The organism is Kitasatospora azatica KCTC 9699 (assembly GCF_000744785.1).
In the GTDB taxonomy this organism is placed as follows: Bacteria; Actinomycetota; Actinomycetes; order Streptomycetales; family Streptomycetaceae; genus Kitasatospora; species Kitasatospora azatica.
In genome coordinates, this window is record NZ_JQMO01000003.1 from 4627859 (window position 1) to 4653233 (window position 25375).

Annotated in this window: 25 protein-coding genes and 2 riboswitches; of the genes, 14 read left to right on the plus strand and 11 right to left on the minus strand. The window is 70.7% G+C overall.

What is annotated here, in order from left to right:
• Positions 1–181: 181 nt before the first annotated feature.
• On the plus strand, positions 182–646 hold the full coding sequence (locus BR98_RS31235; RefSeq protein WP_035850104.1) for an Lrp/AsnC family transcriptional regulator: 465 nt from the start codon (positions 182–184) through the stop codon (positions 644–646).
• A 160-nt stretch (positions 647–806) separates the two neighbouring features.
• Complete coding sequence (locus BR98_RS31240) at positions 807–2174, plus strand: pyridoxal phosphate-dependent decarboxylase family protein (RefSeq protein WP_232247715.1); 1368 nt, start codon at positions 807–809, stop codon at positions 2172–2174.
• Between the two features lie 12 nt (positions 2175–2186).
• Here the strand turns inward: BR98_RS31240 and BR98_RS31245 are convergent, their stop codons facing one another.
• Positions 2187–3056, minus strand: coding sequence for a GNAT family N-acetyltransferase (locus tag BR98_RS31245; RefSeq protein ID WP_035850106.1), 870 nt, complete (start codon positions 3054–3056; stop codon positions 2187–2189).
• A 239-nt stretch (positions 3057–3295) separates the two neighbouring features.
• Here BR98_RS31245 and erpA point away from each other — a divergent pair, with 239 nt between their 5' ends.
• A complete protein-coding gene (erpA, locus tag BR98_RS31250; protein WP_035850108.1) occupies positions 3296–3649 on the plus strand; it encodes an iron-sulfur cluster insertion protein ErpA in 354 nt (117 codons plus the stop codon).
• Positions 3650–3758: 109 nt separating this feature from the next.
• Here the strand turns inward: erpA and BR98_RS31255 are convergent, their stop codons facing one another.
• Together BR98_RS31255 and BR98_RS31260 are read right to left on the minus strand one after the other, a co-directional pair.
• Positions 3759–4448: a hypothetical protein gene (locus BR98_RS31255; protein WP_035850110.1), complete on the minus strand. Its 690-nt coding sequence runs from the start codon at positions 4446–4448 to the stop codon at positions 3759–3761.
• Between the two features lie 99 nt (positions 4449–4547).
• Positions 4548–4802 carry a hypothetical protein gene (locus tag BR98_RS31260; RefSeq protein ID WP_157538006.1) on the minus strand — a complete coding sequence of 85 codons (255 nt, stop codon included), beginning with the start codon at positions 4800–4802 and terminating at the stop codon, positions 4548–4550.
• Positions 4803–4912: 110 nt separating this feature from the next.
• Between BR98_RS31260 and BR98_RS31265 the strand changes: the two genes are divergently transcribed.
• On the plus strand, positions 4913–5887 hold the full coding sequence (locus BR98_RS31265) for a carbohydrate kinase family protein (protein ID WP_035850114.1): 975 nt from the start codon (positions 4913–4915) through the stop codon (positions 5885–5887).
• 30 nt (positions 5888–5917) lie between these two features.
• Here BR98_RS31265 and BR98_RS31270 read toward each other — a convergent pair whose 3' ends face one another.
• Positions 5918–7330 (minus strand): cysteine desulfurase/sulfurtransferase TusA family protein, encoded by a 1413-nt coding sequence (locus tag BR98_RS31270; protein WP_232247717.1) that lies wholly within the window; start codon positions 7328–7330, stop codon positions 5918–5920.
• A 350-nt stretch (positions 7331–7680) separates the two neighbouring features.
• Between BR98_RS31270 and ctaC the strand changes: the two genes are divergently transcribed.
• From ctaC to BR98_RS31290, 4 genes are all read left to right on the plus strand, one after another.
• Positions 7681–8535 carry an aa3-type cytochrome oxidase subunit II gene (gene ctaC, locus BR98_RS31275; RefSeq protein WP_035850117.1) on the plus strand — a complete coding sequence of 285 codons (855 nt, stop codon included), beginning with the start codon at positions 7681–7683 and terminating at the stop codon, positions 8533–8535.
• On the plus strand, positions 8532–10319 hold the full coding sequence (ctaD, locus tag BR98_RS31280) for an aa3-type cytochrome oxidase subunit I (protein WP_035850119.1): 1788 nt from the start codon (positions 8532–8534) through the stop codon (positions 10317–10319). The genes ctaC and ctaD overlap by 4 nt, the downstream gene beginning before the upstream one ends.
• Positions 10319–10735, plus strand: a complete 417-nt coding sequence (locus BR98_RS31285) for a cytochrome c oxidase subunit 4 (protein ID WP_035850121.1) — start codon at positions 10319–10321, stop codon at positions 10733–10735. Before ctaD ends, BR98_RS31285 begins: the two co-directional genes overlap by 1 nt.
• Positions 10736–10912: 177 nt before the next feature.
• A complete protein-coding gene (locus BR98_RS31290) occupies positions 10913–12169 on the plus strand; it encodes a L,D-transpeptidase (RefSeq protein ID WP_051970530.1) in 1257 nt (418 codons plus the stop codon).
• Between the two features lie 12 nt (positions 12170–12181).
• On the opposite strand, the gene BR98_RS31295 is transcribed toward BR98_RS31290, so the two are convergent.
• From BR98_RS31295 to ctaE, 5 genes are all read right to left on the minus strand, one after another.
• A complete protein-coding gene (locus BR98_RS31295; RefSeq protein WP_035850122.1) occupies positions 12182–12553 on the minus strand; it encodes a GntR family transcriptional regulator in 372 nt (123 codons plus the stop codon).
• A 137-nt stretch (positions 12554–12690) separates the two neighbouring features.
• Positions 12691–14343 (minus strand): cytochrome bc1 complex cytochrome b subunit, encoded by a 1653-nt coding sequence (qcrB, locus tag BR98_RS31300; protein WP_035850124.1) that lies wholly within the window; start codon positions 14341–14343, stop codon positions 12691–12693.
• Entirely contained in the window at positions 14340–15434 is a 1095-nt protein-coding gene (gene qcrA, locus BR98_RS31305; RefSeq protein ID WP_035850126.1) for a cytochrome bc1 complex Rieske iron-sulfur subunit, read from the minus strand. The genes qcrB and qcrA overlap by 4 nt, the downstream gene beginning before the upstream one ends.
• Positions 15431–16240: a cytochrome bc1 complex diheme cytochrome c subunit gene (gene qcrC, locus BR98_RS31310; protein WP_035850128.1), complete on the minus strand. Its 810-nt coding sequence runs from the start codon at positions 16238–16240 to the stop codon at positions 15431–15433. The genes qcrA and qcrC overlap by 4 nt, the downstream gene beginning before the upstream one ends.
• A 159-nt stretch (positions 16241–16399) precedes the next feature.
• A complete protein-coding gene (gene ctaE, locus BR98_RS31315) occupies positions 16400–17017 on the minus strand; it encodes an aa3-type cytochrome oxidase subunit III (protein ID WP_035850130.1) in 618 nt (205 codons plus the stop codon).
• A 321-nt stretch (positions 17018–17338) separates the two neighbouring features.
• Here ctaE and BR98_RS31320 point away from each other — a divergent pair, with 321 nt between their 5' ends.
• The 3 genes from BR98_RS31320 to BR98_RS31330 all read left to right on the plus strand — a co-directional run bounded on the left by BR98_RS31320 (position 17339) and on the right by BR98_RS31330 (position 20610).
• Complete coding sequence (locus BR98_RS31320; RefSeq protein WP_035850132.1) at positions 17339–17761, plus strand: hypothetical protein; 423 nt, start codon at positions 17339–17341, stop codon at positions 17759–17761.
• Positions 17762–17905: 144 nt separating this feature from the next.
• A complete protein-coding gene (gene trpD / locus BR98_RS31325; protein WP_035850134.1) occupies positions 17906–18973 on the plus strand; it encodes an anthranilate phosphoribosyltransferase in 1068 nt (355 codons plus the stop codon).
• Between the two features lie 80 nt (positions 18974–19053).
• Positions 19054–19173: riboswitch (SAM riboswitch) on the plus strand.
• 51 nt (positions 19174–19224) lie between these two features.
• On the plus strand, positions 19225–20610 hold the full coding sequence (locus BR98_RS31330) for an aminotransferase class V-fold PLP-dependent enzyme (protein ID WP_035850140.1): 1386 nt from the start codon (positions 19225–19227) through the stop codon (positions 20608–20610).
• Between the two features lie 39 nt (positions 20611–20649).
• Here the strand turns inward: BR98_RS31330 and BR98_RS31335 are convergent, their stop codons facing one another.
• On the minus strand, positions 20650–20931 hold the full coding sequence (locus BR98_RS31335; RefSeq protein WP_035850143.1) for an Lrp/AsnC family transcriptional regulator: 282 nt from the start codon (positions 20929–20931) through the stop codon (positions 20650–20652).
• Entirely contained in the window at positions 20928–21728 is an 801-nt protein-coding gene (locus BR98_RS31340) for a rhomboid family intramembrane serine protease (RefSeq protein ID WP_051970532.1), read from the minus strand. Before BR98_RS31340 ends, BR98_RS31335 begins: the two co-directional genes overlap by 4 nt.
• A gap of 201 nt (positions 21729–21929) precedes the next feature.
• On the opposite strand from BR98_RS31340, the gene BR98_RS31345 reads away from it, so the two are divergent.
• From BR98_RS31345 to BR98_RS31355, 3 genes are all read left to right on the plus strand, one after another.
• A complete protein-coding gene (locus BR98_RS31345) occupies positions 21930–22175 on the plus strand; it encodes a hypothetical protein (protein ID WP_035850145.1) in 246 nt (81 codons plus the stop codon).
• A gap of 109 nt (positions 22176–22284) precedes the next feature.
• The gene (locus BR98_RS31350) at positions 22285–23745 is read left to right on the plus strand and encodes an NYN domain-containing protein (RefSeq protein ID WP_083977715.1); all 1461 of its coding nucleotides are present in this window, start codon (positions 22285–22287) and stop codon (positions 23743–23745) included.
• 186 nt (positions 23746–23931) lie between these two features.
• Positions 23932–24957: a C40 family peptidase gene (locus BR98_RS31355; RefSeq protein ID WP_035850147.1), complete on the plus strand. Its 1026-nt coding sequence runs from the start codon at positions 23932–23934 to the stop codon at positions 24955–24957.
• A 263-nt stretch (positions 24958–25220) separates the two neighbouring features.
• Positions 25221–25372: riboswitch (cyclic di-AMP (ydaO/yuaA leader) on the plus strand.
• Positions 25373–25375: the final 3 nt, after the last annotated feature.

Consider the following 25375-nt stretch of genomic DNA (forward strand, 5'->3'; position numbering starts at 1 on the left):
GATAACCCGTTCGCGTCACTCTGACGATGGACATCGCGTCGATGTGACGCGATCGGCTGGACGCTACGTCACCTGGGCCTTCGTCGGACCGTCCGTTCCGGACAATGGACTGATCAACGCGGTTCGAGAGAATGGGAGCGCTGAAAGCGTCCGCAATCCGAACCGTGGAGACCTCGCACCGATGGGCACCAACAGAACTCCCGATGCGGGTGGGGTTTCCCTGGACGAGACCGACCGGCTGCTGCTGGCCCATCTGGGCCGCGACGGACGGGCCTCGTACGCCGAGATCGGCCTGCTGGCCAACCTCTCCGCCACCGCCGTGCGCCGGCGGATCGACCGGCTGCGGGCCCGCGGCGTGGTGCGCGGCTTCACCGTGGTGCTCGACCCCGAGCTGCTCGGCTGGCAGACCGAGGCCTTCGTCGAGGTCTACTGCCGGGAACGGACCGCGCCCGAGGAGATCCTGGCCAGCCTGCGGCAGTTCCCCGAGGTGGTGGCCGCCTGGACGGTCACCGGCGACCCGGACGCGCTGGTCCACCTGCAGGCCGCCGACACCCGCCATCTGGAGGCCGTGATTGAACGTATCCGCAAGGAACCAGGCGTCCAGCGCAGCCGCAGCTCGGTGGTGCTCTCCCGGCTGATCGGCTAGGGCCCCGCCGGTGCACGGCCCGTGCGGGCCGACGCAGGATTCCTGCGCCCCACCCGCCGAACACGCTCGAAACCGGCCCGGACCGGCGCATTCGGACGCGCGGACGAAAGCCCCCGCTGCCTAGGCTGATCATGCAGTTGGACAGCCGAAGGAGCACCCAGTGACCACCGCCCCGCACCGCATGCACCAGCCGGACAACGAGCTGGTCGACCTGGTCTTCGGCTACATGCGCGACCGGCTCCAGTACGACCCGGTGCCCCTGGACCACCCCGGGGACGGCGAGCAGCTCCGGGCCCACCTGGCCGGCCTGCTGAACGAGCACGGCAACGCCCCGGCCGACGTGCTCAAGCTCTACGACCACGAGCTGTCCCGCGCGGTGATCTCCGCCGACAGCCCGCGCTACCTGTCCTTCATCCCCTGCGCGCCGACCAAGGCCGCACTGCTCTTCGACATGGTGGTCTCCTGCGCCTCGCTGCAGGGCATCTCCTGGCTGGAGGCGGCCGGAGCGATCGCCGCCGAGAACCAGGTGCTGCGCCTGATAGCCGACCGGGCCGGGCTGCCCGAGACGGCCGGCGGCACCTTCGTCTCCGGCGGCTCGGCGGGCAACCTCTCCGCCCTGGTGGTCGCGCGCGACGTGGCCCGCCGCAGGCTTGGCGTCGGGCCCGAGGCCCGGCTGCGGATCGCGGTGGCCGACCAGGTGCACTCCTCGGTCAAGAACACCTTCAACATCATCGGCGTGGAGGCCTTCAAGGTCCCCACCGTCGACCGCCGCTTCACCGGCGAGGCGCTGCGCGCGGCCCTGGCCGCCGACCCCAACCCCGAGACCGTGATCGCCGTGGTCGGCACCGCCGGCACCACCAACGAGGGCATCGTCGACGACCTCCAGGGCCTGTCCGAGGTCACCCGCGAGCGCGGCATCTGGTTCCACGTGGACGGCGCCTACGGCGGCGCGGGCCTGTTCGCCCCCTCGGTGCGCGAGCGCTACAACGGCATCGAGCACGCCGACTCCTTCGTGGTCGACCCGCACAAGTGGCTCTTCGCGCCCTTCGACTGCGCCGCGCTGATCTACCGCGAGCCGCGGCTGGCCAAGGCCGTGCACACCCAGGACGCCGGCTACCTGGACGTGCTGCACCACGAGGGCGACGAGTGGAACCCCACCGACTACGCCTACCACCTGACCCGCCGGGCCCGCGGCCTGCCGCTCTGGTTCTCGCTCGCGGTGCACGGCACCCAGGCCTACACCGACGCGATCGAGGCCGGTCTCGAGCTCGCCCGGGACACCGCCCACCTGATCCGCGAGAGCGAGCACCTGGAGCTGCTGCACGACCCGCAGCTCTCCGCGGTCTGCTTCCGCCGGGTCGGCTGGACCGAGGAGCAGTACTACGCCTGGTCGCGGCAGCTGCTCGCGGACCAGATCGGCTTCGTCACCCCGACCGGCTGGGACGGCGAGACGGTGGCCCGGTTCGCCTTCCTGCACCCGGGGACCACCATGGAGATGGTCCGCGAGATCCTGGACACCATGGTCTGACCGGCCCTCGCCCTACAGCAGACCCCCGCTCGGCAGGTACGCCACCGGCGGCCGCAGCCCGCGCAGCGCGAGGTAGCCGCGGTTCTCCAGGGTCAGCCCCAGTTCCAGGCCGACGTCCACCGCCCACTCCTGCTCGGCGGTGAGCCACTCCACCTTGGCGTCGGCGCCCTCGGGCACCCGGGCCAGCGCCTCGCGCAGCAACCGCACCGCGAGGCGCTTGGAGGTGGCGGCCAGCAGCTTGACCGTGCCGGCGTCGCGGTAGCAGTACCCGCTGCCGGCCAGCGTGTCCACCACCAGCAGCTCGTCGTAGTGGGCCAGCATCAGCTCGTGGTCCACCCCGTGCGCGGCGCCGCGCAGCCGGCGGTCCACCGAGTCCAGCAGGTGCAGGTGGCCGGCGTTGCCCGGGTGCACCGGGATGTCCCCGCTGTCCAGCAGGCCGGAGCGGTCCACCGGCCCGGACAGCCGCATGGTCGGGTACAGGGTGAACCCGGCCTTGCGGTAGCGGCGGGCGGCGGCCGGGTCGATCGACACGGTCATCATCCCGCGCAGGCAGCCGCGCCCGTGCTCGGCGGCCCGGTCCAGCAGCAGCCGGCCGACCCCCTTGCCCTGGTACTGCGGCAGCACCGCGGTGAGCGACAGGATCCAGACGCCCTCGCGACGCGCCGACAGCGCGAAGCCGACCGGCTGGCCGTCCTGCACCGCCAGCCAGCAGCCCTGCGGGTCGGTGCCGGCCAGGTGCCGGGTCCGGGCCAGCTGGAAGATGTTCTCCCGCTCGGTCGGCAGCCGGCCGGAACCCGGGGTGAGGGCGCTGAAAGCGGCCGCCGATATCTCCCGGACGGCTTCGGCATCGGCTGGGCTGTCTCGGACCTGACGCAGAATCATCCGTCCATCCTGGCCGCTCAGCCGGCCGCGTGGGCCCGATTTTCGTGATCAGAAGCACGGGCCGGCCCACCGATCAGCCGGTTACCGCTTCCGCCGCGGTGTGCGAGCATGGACGGACAGGGAGCGGGTCAGCGCCCGAGCCCAGGATTCACCACAGTGGATCCACTGCCCGGAATCAAACCGGGCGGCCGCTGGTTGGCACTTGCGGCAGTATGTCGTCACAGACCGGGAGTAAGCAGATGACCGTCCAGGACGAGACCACCGTCGAGAGTGGTCTGCTCCTTACCGACGCGGCCGCGGCCAAGGTGAAGGGCCTGCTGGATCAGGAGGGCCGCGACGACCTCGCGCTGCGCGTCGCCGTGCAGCCCGGTGGCTGCTCGGGCCTGCGCTACCAGCTCTTCTTCGACGAGCGCTCGCTCGATGGCGACGTCGTCAAGGACTTCAACGGCGTCAAGGTCGTCACCGACCGGATGAGCGCCCCGTACCTCGGCGGTGCCACGGTCGACTTCGTCGACACCATCGAGAAGCAGGGCTTCACGATCGACAACCCGAACGCCACCGGCTCCTGCGCCTGCGGCGACTCGTTCAGCTAAGACCGGTCGGCCCAAGGCCGACTGCGCCTCGCTCCGACGGCGGCGGCCCCCCGGAACCACTCCGGGGGGCCGCCGCCGTCGTCATGCGCGCACGTGTGTGGCGACTGGCTCAGTTGTCGGCGCTGACCGGGCCGCCGTTGGGCACCGACTCCAGCGGCACGTCCGAGCCGTCCCGCAGGTTGATCACGGTGCGACCCTGCAGCGGCTGCGACAGGTCGGCCGTCACGGACTGGCGCTTGACCAGCGCGGGGCACATCTGGCCCACCTTGGCGGGCACGGTGATGACCACGTCCACGCCGACCTGGCCGGGCTTGGTCTCGTTCAGCTTCAGGCCGTACTTGTCGCAGGTGCCGCCGAAGAAGAAGACGGTCAGCTGGTTGTTCTGGGTCAGGTAGCTGAGCGGCTTGAGGTTCGCCTTGGCGTCGTTCGGGTTGTCGGGCGGGGTGGCCCCGGCCGGCGGGGCGGTGGTCGGCTTCAGCGGGGCCGAGGTGGCGGGCGGGTTGCCACCGCCGGCGGGCGTCGAGCTGCCGGCCGCGCCCGGGGTGCTCGCGGAGTCGGAGCTGCCGCCGGTCGAGGCCGCACCCGAAGGCGAGGCGGAGGCGCTGCCCGAGGCGGAGGCGGAGGCGGACGCAGCGGCCGAGGCGGAGGACGACGCACCGGCGGAGTTCGCCGAGCTCGCCACGGTCTTCGTCCCGCTGCTGCCGCCGCAGGCGCTGACCGCCGCCGTGACCGAGAGCAGCAGGGCGGCGGCCGCCAGGCGACGCCGGGCCGGGCGGGTGGCGGTGGTCTTGTCGTCCATGTGCGACATCCTCCAAGGTCAGAATCCGTACGGCAGCGGTGGCTGCCCGGATCTGACGTGTCACGGAGGAATCCGGTTCCCGTCGCGACAGGAGGGGATCTAGAGGCCGTACTCGGCCATCCCCGCGACCAGCGCGCGAGTCCGGTCCGGGACGGTGATCGAGCCGCTCGCGGGGTTGCCGGGCTGCGGGCCGCCGTCCAGCAGCGGCCAGAAGACGCCGAGCCGGCGGGACGAGTCCAGCAGCGCGTCGAGGGTGTCCGGATCGGCCTCGCCCAGCGGCGTGCCGGATACGCCGGGTACGCCGGGGATATGGACGGGGGAAAGACTGGGCAGCACCTGTGCTTCTCGCTCCATAGCGCGACCCTAGGCCGACTGCTCGGGCCCGGCCAGACCTACCCGCAGGTAGTCCCCCGGACGGTACCGTAGGGGGGTTGTCCTGCGTTCCCCTACCGAGGAGTCCACCCGTGCGCATCGCCGTCGCCGGCTCGATCGCCACCGACCATCTGATGACCTTCCCCGGTCGCTTCGCCGACCAGCTGGTCCCGGAGCAGCTGCACACGGTCTCGCTCTCCTTCCTGGTCGACACCCTGGACATCCGGCGCGGCGGGGTGGCGCCGAACATCACCTACGGCATGGGCCTGCTGGGCCTGCGCCCGGTGCTGGTGGGCGCGGCCGGCGCGGACTTCGCGGAGTACCGCTCCTGGCTGCAGCGGCACAACGTGGACACCGACTCGGTGCACATCTCGGAGACCCGGCACACGGCCCGGTTCATGTGCACCACCGACGAGGACCACAACCAGATCGCCTCCTTCTACACCGGCGCCATGGCGGAGGCCCGCAACATCGAGCTGAAGCCGATCGCCGACCGGATCGGCGGCCTGGACCTGGTGCTGATCGGCGCCGACGACCCGCAGGCGATGGTCCGGCACACCCAGGAGTGCCGCACCCGCGGCTACGCCTTCGCCGCCGACCCCTCGCAGCAGCTGGCCCGCCTGGAGGGCGACGACATCCGCGAGATCGTGGACGGCGCCGCGTACCTGTTCACCAATGAGTACGAGGCCGCGCTGATCGAGTCCAAGACCGGCTGGAGCGCGGAGGAGATCCTGGACCGGGTCGGCATCCGGGTCACCACGCTGGGCAGCAAGGGCGTGCGGATCCAGCGCAAGGGCGAGCCGGACATCACGGTGCCCTGCGCCCCCGAGCTGAAGAAGGCCGACCCGACCGGGGTCGGCGACGGCTTCCGGGCCGGCTTCCTGGCCGGGCTCTCCTGGGAGCTGGGCCTGGAGCGGGCCGCGCAGATCGGTTGCATGCTGGCCACCCTGGTGATCGAGACCGTCGGCACCCAGGAGTACGAGCTGCGGGCCGGCCACTTCCTGGAGCGCTTCACCGCCGCCTACGGCGAGCAGGCCGGCGCCGAGGTCCGGGCCAAGCTCGGCTGACGCCGCGGCCGGCTCGGCTGACGCCGCTGCTCAGCTGAGCCGTCGGACCAGATAGGCGAAGCCCCGGTCGCCGCCGTACTCGGCGGCCGGGGCTTCGCCCTCGTACGCCTGCTCGCGCATCTCGCACCAGGCGGGGATGTCCAGCCGGGCCGCCTCGTCGTCGGCGAGCACCACCACCAGACCGCCCACCGGCACCTCGCCGAAGTGCTTGGCCAACTCGATCACCGGCAGCGGGCACCGCTTACCCAGCGCGTCCACTCGCACGACGAGCTCCGAGGAGGCGGCTGCCGGCGCGGGCAGGTCCAGCCCCAGCGGTGCCCGGACGTCGGCCACCAGTTGGGGGAGGACGGTGAGGAAGCGGTCCACCTGGGCGGCGGTGGTCCCGGTGGGCAGGGAGAGTCGGATGTTGCCCTCGGTCAGCACGCCCATCGCCGCCAGCACGTGACTGGGGGTCAAGGTGCTCGAGGTGCAGGAGGAGCCGGAGGAGACCGCGAAGCCCGCCCGGTCCAGCTCGGTCAGCAGCACCTCGCCGTCCACGTAGAGGCAGGAGAAGGTGACCAGGTGCGGCAGCCGGCGCACCGGATCCCCGACCACCTCCACCTCCGGCACCAGCCGGGGCACGGCGGCCCTGATCCGCTCCACCAGTGCGTGCAGCCGGGCGTTCTCGGTCTGCGCCTCCAGCCGCGCGGCGCGCAGCGAGGCGGCCGCCGCGACGATCGCGGGGACGTTGACGTAGCCGGGGACCCGCCCGCTCTCCCGCTCGTCGGCCGGCAGCGCGGAGGCGAACCTGACGCCCTTGCGGACGGCGAGTACCCCGACGCCGGCCGGGCCGCCCCACTTGTGCGCACTGGCGGTCAGCGCCGCCCAGCCGCTCGGGACTTCGAGCCGGCCGACGCTCTGCGCGGCGTCCACCAGCAGCGGCACGCCGGCCTCGGCGCACCGCACGCCGACCTCGGCGACCGGTTGCAGGGTGCCGACCTCGTGGTTGGCGGACTGGAGCACCGCGAGCGCGGTGTCCGGGCGCAGCGCGGCGGCGAACTCCTCGGCCGACACCCGGCCGGTGCGGTCCACCGCGACCTCGGTCAGCTCGCCGCCGGCGGCCGCGTGCTGCTCGGCGGTGTGCAGCACGCTGGAGTGCTCCACCGCGGAGTGCACCAGGTGACGGCCGGTCCGGCGCCGCCCGGCCAGCGCGCCGAGCATGCCCAGCTGCACCGCCTGGGTGCCGCTGCTGGTGAAGGAGACCTCGTCCGGCCGGGCGCCGAGCAGCTCGGCCACCGTCTCGCGGGCCGCGTCCAGCAGCATCCGGGCCTGCCGGCCCGACCGGTAGAGCCGGGCCGGGTCGGCCCATCCCTCGTCCAGCGCGGCGGCCAGCGCCTGCTTGGCGACGGGGTGCAGCGGAGCGGTGGAGGCCGCATCGAAGTACACGTTCTCTGGGGACGACACACCCGACACCGTATCCGGGTCTCACGGTCCGTCAGTCGAGTACCGAGCTGCCATGCCATATGTCCGGTTCGTCCGTACCCGACGGACCGTCACCCGGTCGCCACAACGCCATCCCCCGATCGGGTGTACGGACCCCTAAAGCCTGCTATGACCAGGGAGTCCGCGTCCCCGGCGGCTGATCGGGTAGCGGGGCGGCGCGTTACTGGGACCTGCCCGTCAGGTGCGCATAAGGCTGGAGTAGGGTTTGGCCCGCATAAGCATTCAAACCGTGCCCGTGGACGGGTCGCTCGGGAGGCGCACAGCCCCCAGGGGGCGGCGCGATCGCGGGCGAGACTTCGGGAAGGCGCTACGTGAGTCCCAACGGCTCCGACCGCTCGCCGCGGCGCACGATGCGGCGGAAGCTGCCTCAGGCGCTGGCACTGGGCCTCGTCATCGCGACCGCTACCGGCTGCTCGGCCAACGACCTGCCCAGGCTTGGCCTCCCCAGCCCCGTCACCACGGATGGACATCTCGTCCTTCAGATGTGGCAGGGGTCCTGGATCGCGGCGCTGGTGGTCGGCGTACTGATGTGGGGTCTGATCGTCTGGAGTGTGATCTTCCACCGGCGCAGCCGCACCGGTATCGAGATCCCCACGCAGACCCGGTACAACATGCCCATCGAGGCGCTCTACACCGCGGTCCCCATCGTCATCGTCTCGGTCCTCTTCTACTTCGTCGCCCGCGACGAGGCGAAGCTGACGTCCGTCTCCGCCAAGCCGCAGCACTACGTCAACGTGGTGGGCTTCCAGTGGAGCTGGGCCTTCAACTACGAGAACACCGAGACGCCGGACCCGGCCAACCAGCTCGCCGCGTACGACGTGGGCACGCCCAAGGACATCCCCGTGCTCTGGCTGCCGGTCAACGAGTCGGTGCAGTTCCGGCTGACCTCCCGTGACGTGATCCACGACTTCTGGCCCGTCAACTTCCTGATGAAGATGGACGTCGTGCCGGGCGTGGTCAACAAGTTCGAGGTCACGCCGACCGTGCTGGGCACCTTCGACGGCAAGTGCGCGGAGCTCTGTGGTGTCGACCACTCCCGGATGCTCTTCAAGGTGAAGGTCGTCTCGCACGACGACTACGTGAAGCACCTGCAGGACCTGCGGGCCATCGGCCAGGCCGGTGCGGTGCCTTCGGGCGTCATCAGCATGGGAAGTGAAGCGAAGTGACCATCCTCAACGAACCCGCCGCGGCCGGTGGGGCGCATGGGGGCACCGTCGCGGCGGGCGGGGCCCAGCAGCGCACCCGCAAGCCCGGCGCCACCATCATCAAGTGGCTGACCACCACCGACCACAAGACGATCGGCACGCTGTACCTCGGTACCTCGTTCGCGTTCTTCCTGATCGGTGGCATCCTCGCGCTGGTGATGCGCGCCGAGCTGGCTCGTCCCGGGACCCAGATCCTGTCGAACGAGCAGTTCAACCAGGCCTTCACCATGCACGGCACGATCATGCTGCTGATGTTCGCGACCCCGCTCTTCGCGGGCTTCGCGAACTGGATCATGCCGCTCCAGATCGGTGCGCCCGACGTCGCCTTCCCGCGGCTGAACATGTTCGCCTACTGGCTCTACCTGTTCGGCTCGATGATCGCGGTCGGTGGCTTCCTCACCCCGCAGGGCGCTGCCGACTTCGGTTGGTTCGCCTACTCGCCGCTGTCCGACGCGGTCCGCTCGCCGGGCATCGGCGCGGACATGTGGATCATGGGTCTGGCCTTCTCCGGCTTCGGCACCATCCTCGGTGCGGTCAACTTCATCACCACCATCATCTGCATGCGCGCGCCCGGCATGACGATGTTCCGGATGTCGATCTTCGTCTGGAACGTCCTGCTGACCGCCGTGCTGGTGCTGCTGGCCTTCCCGGTGCTCGCCGCCGCGCTGTTCGCCCTGGAGGTGGACCGCAAGTTCGGGGCCCATGTCTTTGATCCGACGAACGGTGGAGCCCTGCTGTGGCAACACCTGTTCTGGTTCTTCGGTCACCCCGAGGTGTACATCATCGCGCTGCCGTTCTTCGGCATCGTCTCCGAGATCATCCCGGTCTTCAGCCGCAAGCCGATGTTCGGCTACTCCGGTCTGATCGCCGCGACCATCGGCATCGCCGGCCTCTCGGTCACGGTGTGGGCGCACCACATGTACGTCACCGGCCAGGTGCTGCTGCCGTTCTTCTCCTTCATGACCTTCCTGATCGCGGTCCCGACCGGTGTGAAGTTCTTCAACTGGGTCGGCACCATGTGGAAGGGCTCGCTGAGCTTCGAGACCCCGATGCTCTGGACGGTCGGCTTCCTGGTCACCTTCCTCTTCGGTGGTCTGACCGGTGTGCTGCTGGCTTCGCCGCCGATCGACTTCCACGTCTCGGACTCGTACTTCGTCGTCGCCCACTTCCACTACGTGGTCTTCGGCACCGTCGTCTTCGCGATGTTCGCCGGCTTCCACTTCTGGTGGCCGAAGATGAGCGGCAAGATGCTGGACGAGCGCCTCGGCAAGATCACCTTCTGGACGCTCTTCATCGGCTTCCACTCCACCTTCCTGGTGCAGCACTGGCTCGGCGCGGAGGGCATGCCCCGCCGCTACGCCGACTACCTGGCCTCGGACGGCTTCACCACCCTGAACACCGTCTCGACCATCGGCTCCTTCCTGCTCGGCCTGTCGATCCTGCCGTTCCTCTACAACGTCTGGAAGACCGCCAAGTACGGCGAGAAGGTCGAGGTCGACGACCCGTGGGGCTACGGCCGCTCGCTGGAGTGGGCGACCTCCTGCCCGCCGCCGCGGCACAACTTCCTCACCCTGCCCCGGATCCGTTCGGAATCCCCGGCGTTCGACCTGCACCACCCGGACATCGCCGCGCTCGACTACCTCGAGTACCACGGCCACCCGGCCAAGCACCTCGAGGGCGTCATCCCGGCGGAGTACGACAAGCCCGAGCTGAGCCGCGGCAACAAGAAGGAGGGCGACGCCTGATGAAGGAACAGGGCAAGATCTTCGCCGGTTTCGCCGCGTTCATCCTGATCATGGCCGTCGTGTACGGCCTGTGGACCACGCACAGTGGCCACGGCACGGAGGCGGCCGGCACCACCGCGCTCTTCCTGGCCTTCGGCCTGTGCGCCTTCATCGCCTTCTACCTGGGCTTCACGGCCCGCCGGGTGGACCTGGGCGCGGGCGACAACCCCGAGGCCGAGGTCTCCGACGACGCCGGTGAGATGGGCTTCTTCGCCCCGCACAGCTGGCAGCCGCTCTCGCTGGCCCTCGGTGGCGCCACCGCTTTCTGCGGTGTCATCTTCGGCTGGTGGCTGATGTTCTGGGCGGCGCCGTTCATCGCGGTCGGCCTGTTCGGCTGGGTGTTCGAGTTCTACCGTGGCGAGAACCAGAACCAGTAACGGTCGAATCGCCTCGCAGTACCAGGCGGGATCCCTCTTCGGAGGGGTCCCGCCTGTTCTGTTGCTGCTACCGGGGGGTGGATTCACCCGCCCGGCCGCAGTGGGGTGCGCGTCCCCCGTCCGGGTGCGGTGATGTTCCTACGATCTGATGCACCGTTCGAACCTCAGGAGGCTCCGGTGGCCCAGAGACGTGAAATCCGGTTCGTGCTCACCACGCTGCTGTTCGCCCCAGTGGCCGCCTGTTCCGGCGGCGGCGACGGCTCCGGAACGGCGGCGGTGGCCCCACCGCACCTGATCGACGCAAGCCACCTGGTGCACACCTCGGCAGCGGCCGACGCGGACCCGGGCAAGCCCTTCACGGTGACCGCCGAGCGCGGCACCAGCCTCACCGACGTCACCCTGAGCGGGCCCGACGGCCGCCAGGTGGCCGGCGCCCTCGACCCCGACGGGCACGGCTGGCACAGCACCGGCGCGCTCGCCGCGTCCACCCACTACACCGCCCGGATCGCCGCCAGCGACGGCCACGGCGGGCGCGGCGAGACCACCGCCGAGTTCAGCACCAAGCAGGCCGAGCGGCTGCTCACCGCAGCACTCGGCCCGGACCTCGGCCGGGACACCTACGGGGTGGGCGAGCCGCTCACCGTGCAGCTCTCCGAGGCGGTCACCGATCCGGCCGCCCGCCAGCAGGTGGAACGCTCCCTGACGGTCTCCTCGGAGCCCGCCGTGACCGGTGCCTGGCACTGGGTGGACGGCAAGAACCTGCACTTCCGCCCGCACGACTACTGGCCGGCCGGAGCCAAGGTGAAGCTCACCTTCGACGGCCAGGGCCGCGCGATAGACGGGAAGCTCTACGTCGGCGCACCGAGCAGCCTCGCCTTCAAGGTCGGCGACCGGGTGGAGGCACTGGTGGACGCCGCCACCGACCAGCTGACCTTCAAGCGCAACGGCCAGGTGGTCAACACCATCCCGGTGACCACCGGCAAGCCCGGCTTCGACACCCGCAACGGCATCAAGGTGGTGCTGGGCCAGGAGCGCTCGGTGCAGATGAAGAGCGAGACCATCGGCATCTCGCAGGGCAGCACCGAGGCCTACGACCTCAAGGTCGAGTGGGCCACCCGGGTGACCTGGAGCGGCGAGTACGTGCACGCGGCGCCCTGGTCGGTGGCCTCCCAGGGCGCGGAGAACGTCAGCCACGGCTGCACCGGGATGAGCACGGACAACGCCAAGTGGTTCTACGAGCAGACCCGAGTGGGTGACATAGTCCAGGTGGTCAACAGCAAGGGCCACCAGATGGAGCCGTTCGGCAACGGCTTCGGCGACTGGAACCTGAGCTGGGACGACTGGGTCAAGGGCAGTGCCCTGGGCAAGCCGGTCAGCACCGACGCCCCGGCGCCCGCCGCGATCGCCGCCGCGACCCTGCGGCCCCAGCTCTGAGGCAAGAGCCCGTCAGGAAGGACCGTAGACGAGGTCCAGCGCGCCGCTCACGGCCGCCAGGGCCTCGTCTCGCGTCACCCCGAGCCGCCTGGCCCGTTCCGCGAACTCGGCGGCGGCACCGGCCGCCAGCCGGTGGGCGGTGTCCCCGACGGCGGCCACCAGGGTGCCGCGCCGCCCGTGGGTCTCCACCACTCCGTCCGCCTCCAGCTCCCGGTAGGCGCGGGCCACCGTGTTGGCGGCCAGGCCCAGCTGCTCGGCCAGCGCCCGGACGGTGGGCAGCTTCAGCCCGGCCGGCAGGGTGCCGGTCCTGGCCTGGTCGGCGATCTGCGAGCGCAGCTGCTCGTACGGGGGAGTGGCGGCGGCGTGGTCGATGCTCAAGTGCACCTGTGAATCTCCTCACTGACGGACGATCAGCCCATTGTGGCGGGTTCGTCGGCGAATATGCCAAGGGCCCCTGCCCGGCGGATGCCGGGCAGGGGCCCTCAGGTGGCTGACTGAGCGTCAGTGATCAGTGTCGGTGATCAGTGGTGGCCGTGGCCGCTGGTGATCTCCTGGTGCTCCTCGACGGTCGGCTTGGGGATCTGGCTGCCCTCGCCGAACATGCCCTCGGAGAGCTTGGCCCGGGTCTTGGTGACCAGGCCGACCTTGCGCGCGACACCGTTCTCGTCGGTCTCGGCCGGCAGCTCAACCGGCTCGTACTGCTCGTGCGAGGTGAGCGTGTGCAGCCGCTCCTGCGGGAGCTGGGCGTGCACCTCGATGAACTCGCCGTGCGGCAGGCGCTTGATGACGCCGGTCTCGCGACCGTGCAGCACCTTCTCCTTGTCGCGGCGCTGCAGGCCGAGGCACCAGCGCTTGGTGACGATGTAGACGATCACCGGGACCACGAAGGAGCCAACCCGAACGAAGTACGTGATGTCGTTCAGCGACAGGTGGAAGTGGGTCGCGATCAGGTCGTTGCCACCACCGGAGAGCAGCACCAGGTAGAGGCTGATCCAGGCGGCGCCGAGCGCGGTACGCACCGGGGCGTTGCGCGGGCGGTCCAGGATGTGGTGCTCGCGCTTGTCGCCGGTGATCCAGCTCTCGATGAACGGGTAGACCGCGATCGCGACCAGCACCAGCGGGAAGAGCATCAGCGGGATGAACACACCCAGGTTCAGGGTGTGGCCCCAGGCGCGGACCTCCCAACCCGGCATGACACGGATCAGACCCTCGGCGAAGCCCATGTACCAGTCGGGCTGCGCGTCGGTGGAGACCTGGTCCGGACGGTACGGGCCGTACGCCCAGACCGGGTTGACCGAGGCGATCGCGGACATCGCCGCGATGATGCCGAAGACCAGGAAGAAGAAGCCACCGGCCTTGGCCATGTAGACCGGCATCAGCGGCATGCCGACGACGTTCTTCTCGGTCCGGCCCGGGCCCGCCCACTGGGTGTGCTTGTGGTAGAAGACCAGGATCAGGTGCGCCACCAGCAGGCCGAGCATGACGCCCGGGATCAGCAGCACGTGGATGGTGAAGAACCGCGGCACGATGTCGGTGCCGGGGAACTCCCCGCCGAACAGGAAGAACGAGATGTAGGTGCCCACCAGCGGGACGGCCAGGATCGCGCCCTCCATGAACCGGATACCGGTGCCGGAGAGCAGGTCGTCGGGGAGCGAGTACCCGAGGAAGCCGTCGAAGAAGCCCAGGAAGAGCAGCAGGAAGCCGAAGATCCAGTTGATCTCACGGGGCTTGCGGAACGCGCCGGTGAAGAAGACGCGCATCATGTGCACGAACATCGCGGCGACGAAGACGATGGCGGCCCAGTGGTGGATCTGACGGATCAGCAGACCACCGCGGACCTCGAAGCTGATGTTCAGCGTCGAGGCGTAGGCCTCCGACATCTTGATGCCGTTGAGCGGGGCGTAGGAGCCGTTGTAGACGACCTCGCCCATGCTGGGCTTGAAGAAGAGCGTCAGGTAGACGCCCGTCAGGATGATGATGATGAAGGTGTAGAGGCAGATCTCGCCCAGCATGAAGGACCAGTGGTCCGGGAAGATCTTGCGCAGGTTGGCCTTGGCCAGGGAGTAGATCCCCAGCCGGCCGTCCAGGTAGTCCGCGGCGGCCTCGGCCTTGTTGGCGGGCTTGGCGCGGGTGCTGGCCGGAGCGGCCTGCTTGGCACTGGTCGAGGAACTCATGCGCTGCGCTCCCAGAAGCTCGGTCCGACGGGCGCGTTGAAGCCCTGGGTGGCGATCAGGTAGCCCGAGGCATCGGTGGTGATCTTCAGCTGCGGCAGCGGGTGCCCGGCCGGGCCGAAGATGACGCGGGCACCGTCCGACAGGTCGAAGGTCGACTGGTGGCAGGGGCAGAGCGCGTGGTGGGTCTGCTGCTCGTACAGCGAGATCGGGCAACCGACGTGGGTGCAGATCTTGGAGTAGGCGAGCACGCCCTCGAAGCCGAGCGCCTTGGAGTTCGCGTCCTTGATGTCGTCCGGCTGGATGCGGATCAGCATGAGCGCGTCCTTGGCGATGGCCTGCTGGAAGTCCTCGTCGGACTCCTGCAGACCGGCCGGGCGGCTGGCCGACGGGCCGGGCTTCGCGAAGGTCAGCGAGCCGACCGCGACGTCCTCGGCCTTGAGCGGCTCGTCGGTGTTCATGTTGACCAGGCGGATCGGGGCGGCCGGGGTCGCCTCGTTCCAGGCGGTGACGTCCAGCTTCTTCTCGGGCAGCGGGCCGAGGTCGCGCAGCAGCACCACGCCGGACAGCGGCACCAGGGCCATCGAGCCGATCAGGGTGTTGCGGATCATCTTGCGGCGGCCGAAGCCGGACTCGGCGGCGCCGGTCTTGAACTGCTCGATGACGTCCGCGCGGACCTCGTCGTCGGCCTCGATCGGGTGGCGCTCGGCCGGCAGCTCGACGTCCGACATCAGGGTGCGGGCCCAGTGGACCGCGCCCGCGCCGATGCAGAACAGCGCCACGCCCAGGGTCATGCCGAGCGCGAAGTTGAGCGCGCTGATGTGGCCCAGCGGGAAGATGTAGACGATCTTGTCGGGGTCGATCGCCACGTAGGAGGCGATGAAACCGACCGTGGCCAGCATCGAGACGAGGAACATCAGCGACACCTGACGCTCGGCCCGCTTGGCGGCCCGCTCGTCGATGTCGGTCCGGCGCGGCTGGTGGGCCGGCAGGCCCGGGTCCGCGAACGGGTTGTCGGTCACGGCGACGTCGCCGTGTGCGTCGGAGGCGTCGTGCGCCTGCGGCAGCTTGTCGTCTGACATGTCGTGGCTCATGACTTCTTGGCCTTGGTGGTGTGAGCGGCGACCCAGATCGCGATGGCGATCAGGGCACCGAGCCCGAAGATCCAGCCGAACAGACCCTCGGTCACCGGACCGAGGCTGCCGAGCGAGAGACCGCCGGGGTTGGGCGCCTCGTTGGCCTGGTAGCGGACGAAGGCGACGATCTCCTGCTTCTGCTTCTCCGGCATGGTGCTGTCGGGGAAGGAGGGCATGTTCTGCGGGCCGGTCTGCATGGCCTCGTAGATGTGCTTCTCGTCCACGTTCTCCAGCGAGGGGGCGAACTTGCCCTGGGTCAGGGCACCGCCGGCACCCTCGAAGTTGTGGCACTGACCGCAGTTGGTCCGGAACAGCTGGCCACCCTTGGAGATGGCGTCGGTCTCGGTCGCGGTGTACTGGTCCTTGGTCGGGGTCACCGGGCCGGGACCCAGCGAGGCGACGAAGGCAGCCAGCTTGTCGATGTCGTTCTGGCTGTAGATGTTCTTCTTGCGCGGGACCTGGGCACCGGGCTGCTGAGCGGGCATCCGACCGGTGCCGACCTGGAAGTCGACCGCGGCGGAGCCGACGCCCACCAGGCTCGGACCGTCGCTGCTGCCCTCGCCGTTGAGGCCATGGCAGGAGGAGCAGCCCACGGCGAAGAGCTTCTTACCCTCGTCGATCTTGAGTGACTGCGCGGAGCTGTCGGCCTGCGCAGCCTCGGCGGGCGCGAACGCGGCGTACAGCCCCCCGATGGCCACGAGGGCGAAGAGTAGGACGACCAGCGCCGCCAGTGGGTGGCGCCGTCGTGCGGAGAGCTTTTTCACGGATACCCCGAGTTTCAGGATCTGGCCGGTGTCATGATCTGGTCTCTGGTCTGGTGGGCCCGGTGCCGGTCGATGATCGGCAGGGGGCCAGGCACGGGCAGATGACCCGGCGCCGGTGGAGGCTACGGGTCGGGCCGGCGGCCAGCGACCTGATCCGGGTTACTTGATCAGGTAGATGGTCGCGAAGAGGCCGATCCAGACCACGTCGACGAAGTGCCAGTAGTACGACACGACGATCGCCGCGGTGGCCTGCTCGTGAGTGAACCGCTTCGCGGCGTAGGTCCGCCCCAGCACCAGCAGGAAGGCGATCAGACCGCCCGTCACGTGGAGGCCGTGGAAGCCGGTGGTCAGGTAGAACACCGTGCCGTACGGGTCGGAGGACAGCGACAGGCCGTCGTCCTTCACCAGCGAGGTGTACTCGTAGATCTGCCCGCCGATGAAGATCGCGCCCATCACGAACGTGATCGAGAACCACGAGCGGAGCTTCTTCACGTCACCGCGCTCGGCGGCGAAGACGCCGAGCTGGCAGGTCAGCGAGGAGAGCACCAGGATCGTGGTGTTCACCGAGGAGAAGGGGACGTTGAGGGCATGCGCCTTCTCGGCCCAGAAGTCTGGTCCCTTCACGGAACGCGCCGTGAAGTACATCGCGAAGAGGGCCGCGAAGAACATCAGCTCGGAACTCAGCCAGACGATGGTTCCGACGCTGGTCATGTTCGGTCGGTTGACCGATCCATGTGCGTGCCCGGTTTCTACTGTTGCTGTCGCCACGACCGACATTATGTCGGTCCCTTATTCCGTCTTCACGCCGGGGGGTCTTCCTCGGAGTGTCCGGTGCGTGCGGTATGCCCGGATGGCCGCACCCGCGCCCGGACTCACGACCGGTCACCTCGAACGGGCCGTCAGACGGGAGTTGTGGGGCGCGGGTGACGGCCCCTCGCTCGGGAGGGTGACGGCGGTTCCCGGGACCGGCGAACCGGAGCGGGAAGGAAGGGGAAGAGATCGCGCCGCAGGCTCACCGGGACGGGTGATCGGGAGTAGCATCCGGAGGTGGTGGACGTGGTCCGGATCACATTCCTCTGACATCTGGGAGCAGGGCCCATGACGCACAGCAGCGACGAGACGCTCACCGTCCTCGTCTACAGCGATGACCGCAACACCCGTGCGCAGGTCACGGCGGCGCTCGGCAGCCGCCCGGCCGCGGACCTGCCCGAGCTGACCTACCTGGAGTGCGCCACCACCCCGGCCGTACTGCGTGCCCTCGAGAAGGGCGGCGTGGACCTCTGCGTGCTGGACGGCGAGGCGGTGCCGGCCGGTGGCCTGGGCCTGGCCCGGCAGGTGAAGGACGAGATCTACGGCTGCCCGCCGGTGCTGGTGCTGATCGGCCGCCCGCAGGACAGCTGGCTGGCCGCCTGGAGCCGGGCGGACGCCGCGATCTCCCAGCCGGTGGACCCGGTGGCGCTGGCCGAGGCGGCCGCCACCCTGTTGCGGGCCCGGCTCGGCGCACGCAGCCTGTCCCGCTGATCGGGACGGCCCCGCGGGTGCCGCGGGAGTCGGTGTCTCAGCAGGAGAGAAGGGTCGCCGTCGGCGGGACGGCGGCCCCTTCCCGCTCGCTAGGCTGGCCGCGTTCCTGTCCATCTGTACAAGAGACGCGAGCTGGAGTCGGCCATGGCGAACGTGAACCCCGCTCAGGACCCCGCGCCGGCGGCGGTCCACAGCTGGCCCGACCTGCTGACCGCGCTGCTCGGCGGCAGTGACCTGAGCCGGGCCGACGCGGCCTGGGCGATGGACCGGATCATGAGCGGCGAGGCCAGCCCGGCCCAGGTGGCCGGCTTCATGGTGGCGCTGCGGGCCAAGGGCGAGACGGTGGACGAGGTCTCCGGCCTGGTCGAGGCGATGTACGCGCATGCCGAGCCGCTGCACATCCCGGGTCCGGCGGTGGACATCGTCGGCACCGGTGGCGACCGGGCGAAGACCGTCAACATCTCCACCATGTCGGCGATCGTCGCCGCCGCGGCCGGTGCCAAGGTGGTCAAGCACGGCAACCGGGCGGCCTCCTCGGCCAGCGGCTCCTCCGACGTGCTGGAGCGGCTCGGGATCCGGCTGGACCTGGCCGCGAACCGGGTGGCCGAGGTGGCCGAGGAGGTCGGCCTCACCTTCTGCTTCGCCGCCAAGTTCCACCCCGCGATGCGGCACGCCGCCACCGCCCGGCGCGATCTCGGAGTGGCCACCGCCTTCAACATCCTCGGCCCGCTGACCAACCCGGCCCATGTCACGGCACACGCGGTCGGCTGCTTCGACACCCGGCTGGCCGGCCTGATCGCCGGCGTGCTGGCCGAGCGCGGCTCCACCGCGCTGGTCTTCCGCGGCGACGACGGCCTGGACGAGCTGACCGTCTGCACCACCTCGCGGGTCTGGGTGGTCCGTGCCGGTCAGGTCACCGAGACCGTGCTCGACCCGCGCGAGCTGGGCATCGAGCTGGTCGGCATCGAGGCGCTGCGCGGCGCCGACGCCGAGTACAACGCCGACGTGGCCCGCCGGGTGCTGGCCGGGGAGCGCGGTGCGGTGCGGGACGCGGTGGTGCTCAACTCGGCGGCCGCGCTGGTCGCGCTGGAGCTGACCGAGGCGCCGCTGGTCGAGCAGCTGGCCGCCGCGATGGAGCGCACCGCGGCCGCGATCGACTCGGGCGCGGCGCAGGACCTGCTGAAGCGCTGGGCGGCGGCCACCGCGCACTGAGGCCTGGTCGGCGCGGGGCCCGTCCGGATGGTGGAACGCTGTTTGACCACTCCTCGATCGTCTGCATAGAGTCTGCGACAGGTCATGAGTGACAGCGCGACTAGCCCCAGCTTGCTGTCCGGCAACCCTCCGTCCGTGGCGGGGTGCCCTGGGTGAAGACCAGGCCAGGCGGCGACAGGTCCGCGTGGCAAGCGCGGACCACCGGCATATCTGCACCTCCGGGGTCCTGACCCCAGGAGGAGTGCATCTCCATGTCTGCCACCGAACTGTCGCTCGCCTTCCGCGCCCCGCTCGCCGTGCTCGGCGCCGATGTCCAGGTCCCGCTGGTCTCCGGGGAGAAGGTCGGCTACGCCGCCCTGGACTACGCCGCCAGCTCGCCCGCCCTGCAGCGGGTCTGGGACGACGTGGCCGCCTACGCCCCCTACTACGGCAGCGTGCACCGCGGCGCCGGCTACCTCTCGCAGCTCTCCACCGACCTGTTCGAGCAGAGCCGGCGCACCGTGGCCGACTTCCTCGACCTGCGCGAGGACGACCAGGTGGTCTTCACCCGGGCCACCACCGACTCGCTCAACCTGCTGGCCGGCGCGGTGCCGGCCGGCACCCGGGTGTTCGCCTTCGAGACCGAGCACCACGCCTCGCTGCTGCCCTGGCGGCACGCCGGACTGCCGGTCAGCTACCTGCGGGCGCCGCGCTCGCACGCCGAGGCGGTCGCCGCACTGGACGAGGCACTCGCGCAGACCTCCCCGCACGGGGACCAGGGCGAGGGCCCGCGGCTGTTCTGCGTCACCGGAGCCTCCAACGTGACCGGTGAGCTGTGGCCGGTGGCCGAGCTGACCCGGGTCGCGCACCGGCACGGCGCCCGGGTGGTGCTGGACGCCGCCCAGCTGGCGCCGCACCACCGGGTCTCGGTGCGGGAGCTGGACGTGGACTGGGTCGCCTTCTCCGGGCACAAGCTCTACGCGCCGTTCGGCGCGGGCGTGCTGGCCGGGCGCAGCGACTGGCTGGACGCGGCCGAGCCGTACCTGGCCGGCGGCGGCGCCAGCCGGACGGTGGCCCGCGAGGCGGACGGGTCGGTGGCCGTCGAGTGGCACCAGGGCCCGGCCCGGCACGAGGCCGGCTCGCCCAATGTGATCGGCGCCTACGCCATCGCCTCCGCCTGCCGGGCGCTCGGCGAGGCCGGCTTCGACGCCCTCGAGGCGCGCGAGCAGCGGCTGATCGAGCGGCTCAAGGCCGGGTTGGCCGAGATCCCCGAGGTCAAGGTGCTCAGCCTGTTCGGGACCGACGCCGCGCGGGTGGGCGTGCTCTCCTTCGTGGTGCAGGGCTGGAACAGCTCGCACTTCGCGGCGGCGCTCTCGGCGGAGTACGGGATCGGGGTGCGGGACGGGCTGTTCTGTGCGCACCCGCTGGTGCGGACGCTGCTGGGCTCCGAGGAGGCGTCACCCTCGCAGTGCGGTGCGCCCGAGCCCTCGCTGCCGGGCGAGCGCAGCCTCAACGCGATCCGGGTCAGCTTCGGTGCCGGGACCCCGGAGGAGCACCTGGACCGGTTCCTCGGCGCCGTGCGCGAGCTGGTCAGTGACGGCGCCCGCTGGAGCTACCGCAACGAGGGCGGGCGCTGCGTCGCCGACACCCGCCGCTGAGGCAGCGAGCCGCTGGGCGGTTGAGCCGCTGAGCGGGCGTCAGCCGTCCAGGCCCAGCGCGAAGGCGGCCTCCAGGTCGTGCTGGGAGTAGGTGCGGAAGGCGATCTGGGTCTCGGTGTGCTCGACGCCCGGGACCTTGTTGAGCCGGCCGGGGATCACCTCGGCCAGGTCGTCGTGGTGGCGGACCCGGACCATCGCCACCAGGTCGTACCCGCCGGTGACCGAGTAGACCTCGCTGACCCCGTCGATCGCGGCGATCGCCTCGGCGATCTCGGGGATCCGGTCGACGCTGGTCTTGATGAGCACGATGGCGGTGATCACTGGGGGGCTCCCTGATAGGTCGTGGGATCAGCGTATCGGGCACGCCTGCTCCCGACCCACACCGCCAGGAACCCCGCCGCGAAGCCGATCACATGGGCCAGGTAGGCGACCCCCGGGAGGGCGTCGTGCGCGGACCACCACTGGACGGCGAACCAGAGGCCGAGCACCAGCCAGGCCGGGAAGCGCAGCGGCAGGAAGAACAGCAGCGGCACCAGCGCGGTGACCCGGGCCTTCGGATAGAGCCGCAGGTAGCCGCCGAGCACCCCCGCGATCGCCCCGGAGGCCCCGACCAGCGGCCGCAGCGCCTCCGGCCCGTTGCCGGTGGTCAGCGCGTACCCGTAGGCCGCCAGCGCGCCCGCCGCCACATAGAAGAGGAGGAAGCGCACCCGTCCGAGCCGCTGCTCCACCCCCGGGCCGAAGACGAAGAGGAAGAGCATGTTGCCCAGCAGGTGCAGCCACCCGCCGTGCACGAAGAGCGAGCTGAACACCGAGACGGCCGGCAGCTTGCCCGGGGTGGGCCGCAACGGGCAGTCCGGCAGCGGTGCGGCGGCCCCGGCCAGCTGAGCCGCGGTCAGCGGACGGTTGCTCAGCAGCTCCGCCGGGACGGCTCCCCAACGCTGCTGGTAGCGCTGCGCCGCACAGGCGCGCTCGGCGGTGGTCCGACCTCCCCCAGCCTCCGGCCGGGCTGATCCCCATTCCGAGTTGAGCCCGCTCGGTCCGGCCAGGAAGACCAGGCAGTTCAGGCCGATCAGCAGATAGCTGACCAGCGGGGCCGACTGCGTCCTCGGGAGCGCCATGGCCGGATCCATTCCGCGCGGTGCGGGTGCCGACACAGCGGTGTACGGCGACTGGGTGAACCAACCGGTCGGCTGTTCGAGCCGTCCGGATGCTGGTCGGGACCGGTATCCGGTGCCTGCGGTCGCAGGTCGAGGCCCTAGGCTTGAGGCCTGGCCGGAGCATCGGCCCGGACCAGGGACCAGCCGAGAGGACCCCGCCCCATGACTGTCCCCGTGCCCACTGCCGAGACCCGCTGGCGCTGCACGCTCTGCGGAAACCTGACCCGCTTCGACGTGACCCGGTCCTCCAAGGTGGTCGAGTACGTCCATCTGGACCTGGCGGGCGAGGCCAAGGTGGAGGAGCGCGAGGTGCTCAGCGAGAGCGTGGAGTCGATCCGCTGCCGCTGGTGCAACGCGGTCGACCAGGTCGAGCTGGTGGCACGGCCGGACGCCGAGAACGCGAGCTGACCGGCTGACCCTCCGGGTCGACCGGGGCGTGGTGTTCCTCGCGGCGCCACGCACGAGACAATTGCACCGAGTGGTGAGTCAGCAGACCAGGATCGGAGCCGAGGACGCGATGGACGCAGCGAGGGAGGCCGCCGAGCCCCAGGGGCAGCCGCCTGCTGCCGAGGACGCGCCCGACACCGGGACGTCCGGCAACGACGCGCCCCAGAGCGGTGCGGCCGGCCATGGTGCACCCGACGGCGGTGCGGCTGACGAAGGCGCGGCCGAGCAGCTGGAGCGTCCGCTCCCCGAGGGCGTCCGCCGCCGGGTGGTCGGCCTGGCCGCCGACGCGCTCGGCGGGCTGCCGGCCGCCGAGCTGCCGACCACCCTGCGTCCGTACGCCAAGTTCACCCCGGCCCGCCGCGCCAAGTACGCCGGCACCGCGCTGGCCGCGGCGCTGGAGGCCGAGCCGGTCTTCCGGCTGCGGATAGCGGACCGGCTGCGCCTGGGCCAGCCGGACCTGGTCAAGGCCCTGGAGGCCGGCCAGGTCCCCGGCGCAGCCGAGCCGCTGGACGTGGCGGCCGCCGCCTACCTGCTGCGCCCGCGCGGCTGGACCAGGTTGGTGGCCGAGGCCGGCGAACAGGCCGAGCGGGCCGGCGTCGAGGACGCCGCCGCGGAGGCCGCCCGGCTGGTGGAGAAGCTCCAGGAGGAGCTGGCCACCACCCGGGCCGCCGCCCGCACCGACCTGGAGCGTCAGCGGGCCGAGTCGGAGGGCACCCGCAAGGAGTTGGAGTCGCTGCGCAAGAAGCTGCGCAGCCTGGAGAGCGACACCCGCCGGGCCCAGGCCGAGAGCCGCAAGCTGCAGGGCGAGCTCACCGAGGCCAAGGCGGCGGCGGCCACCGAGCGCGGCGCCGCCGAGAGCGAGAACCGCCGGCTCAAGCACCGGGTGGCCGAGCTGGAGAGCGCGCTGGAGACCGGCCGGCGCACCGCCCGCGAGGGGCGCAGCGTGGAGGACATGCGGCTGCGGCTGCTGCTGGACACCGTGCTGCAGTCGGCCCAGGGCCTGCAGCGCGAGCTGGCGCTGCCGGTCACCCAGCTGCACCCGGCCGACCTGGTGGACGCCGTGGTGCCCGGCTCGGCCTCGCCGCACGACGTGGCCCGGCGCGGCCTGGCGGAGGACGACCCGGCGCTGCTGGACCAGCTGCTGGCGATCCCTCAGGTGCACCTGGTGGTGGACGGCTACAACGTGACCAAGACCGGCTACCCGACGCTGCCGCTGGAACAGCAGCGGCTGCGGCTGCTGGGCGGTCTGGCCATGCTGGCCCAGCGCACCCAGGCCGAGGTGACCTGCGTCTTCGACGGCCAGGACCTGGACGTGCCGGTGATCATGGCGCCGCCGCGCGGGGTGCGGGTGCGGTTCAGCCGCACCGGGCAGACCGCCGACGAGCTGATCCGCCAGCTGGTCCGGGCCGAGCCGCAGGGCCGCCCGGTGGTCGTGGTGTCGGCCGACCGGGAGGTCGCCGACGGCGTGCGCAAAGTCGGCGCACGCCCGGTGGCGTCGACCCTGCTGTTGAACCGGTTGTCGCGTCCCTGAAGTACCGTTCGGGTACTGACCGGGGTTCACCCGGTGAAGAGTCGGTGAAAGGCGCTGCGCCAAAGGTAGTTCGCACCGGCGGGGGAGTGGCGCGAAGATGTGATGTTCACTAGGGTCTGGCGTCAAACCTATTTTTCCGGTCACTTCACCCGATCGGGTGAGCCCGGTAGAAGAAGGAGCTGTCCCTTGGCGTCCCACCGCCGTCCCAAGCAGCCGAGCCGCGCGCGGGTGTCCGTGCTCACCGCCGCTGCGGCGACCGCGGTCGCCCTCTCCGCACAGACCGGAGCCTGGGCCGACCCCAAGCCGTCGAAGGAAGACGTCAAGGCGCAGATCGACGACCTGAACGGCCAGCAGGAAGCCGCCACCGAGAAGTACAACGGTGAGAAGGAGCGCGGCGACCAGCTGCGCCAGCAGGCCTCCCAGCTGCAGGACCAGGTGGCCCGCACCCAGCAGCAGGTGACCGAGCTGCAGTCCGGCCTGGCGGCCGTGGCGGGCGACCAGTACCGCAACGGGGGAATCGACTCCTCGGTGCAGATGATGCTCAACTCCAACCCCCAGCAGTACCTGGACCAGGCCGCCAGCATGCAGGTGGCGACCTCGACCCAGACCGACGCGCTGAAGTCGCTCCAGTCCGAGCAGCGCAAGCTGGACCAGGAGAAGAAGGAAGCCGCCGACACGCTGGCCGAGCTGGACCGCTCGACCCAGGCGCTGAACGCGGCCAAGGCGGACGTGCAGGCCAAGCTGGCAGCGGCGCAGAAGCTGCTCTCCTCGCTCAGCGCCGCCGACCAGGCCGCACTGCGGGCGGCCGACCGTGCCTCGCGCAGCGACGTCCGGGCCCCGCTGAACCTGCCGCCGGCCTCCGGCTACGCCGGCGCCGCGGTGCAGGCCGCGCTCAGCAAGCTGGGCCACGCCTACCAGTGGGGCGCCAGCGGTGCCACCTACTTCGACTGCTCGGGCCTGACCCAGTGGGCCTACGGGCAGGCCGGCGTCTCGCTGCCGCGCACCACCTACGAGCAGGTCTCGGTCGGCACCCGGGTGCCGAGCCTGGCCCAGGCCGAGCCGGGCGACCTGATCTTCTACGGCGGCGACCTGCACCACGTGTCGATGTACATCGGCAACGGCCAGGCCGTGCACGCACCGCACACCGGTGACGTGATCCGGATCGCGGACGCCGCCTCGATCGGGTCCATCAACACGATCCGCCGGCCCTGATCCGGCGGACCTGACGTTCTCTCACGCCTCGATGTGAGCCCGGACACCTGTTCGTACACTTCATGATCACCTTCCGGTGACCCGCGTATCACTCACAGTCAAAGTTGGACGATTCTTCCGACAAAGATTTGAACAGATCACGGATCTGTTACTAGGGTCGTCAACCGGACCACCGCGATGGCGTTCACCCGACCCGGGTGGCAGCGGGGGTTACCGCCGAGTCTGGAAAGCGGCACGGGCAGTTGACTGCCCGACGGGGAGCCCCTGCGGGGGAGCTGCGGACCGGAGCCGGGGAACCACACGTTCCTCCGGGGTGAATCGGCGCCAGGTCGACCTGACGGTCGGTGAGGCGTCGTAGGGCAGTCTTCCAGCCCGAACCCGTCAGCTCACCCGGTAGGCGGTCGAAGGAAGAAGGATT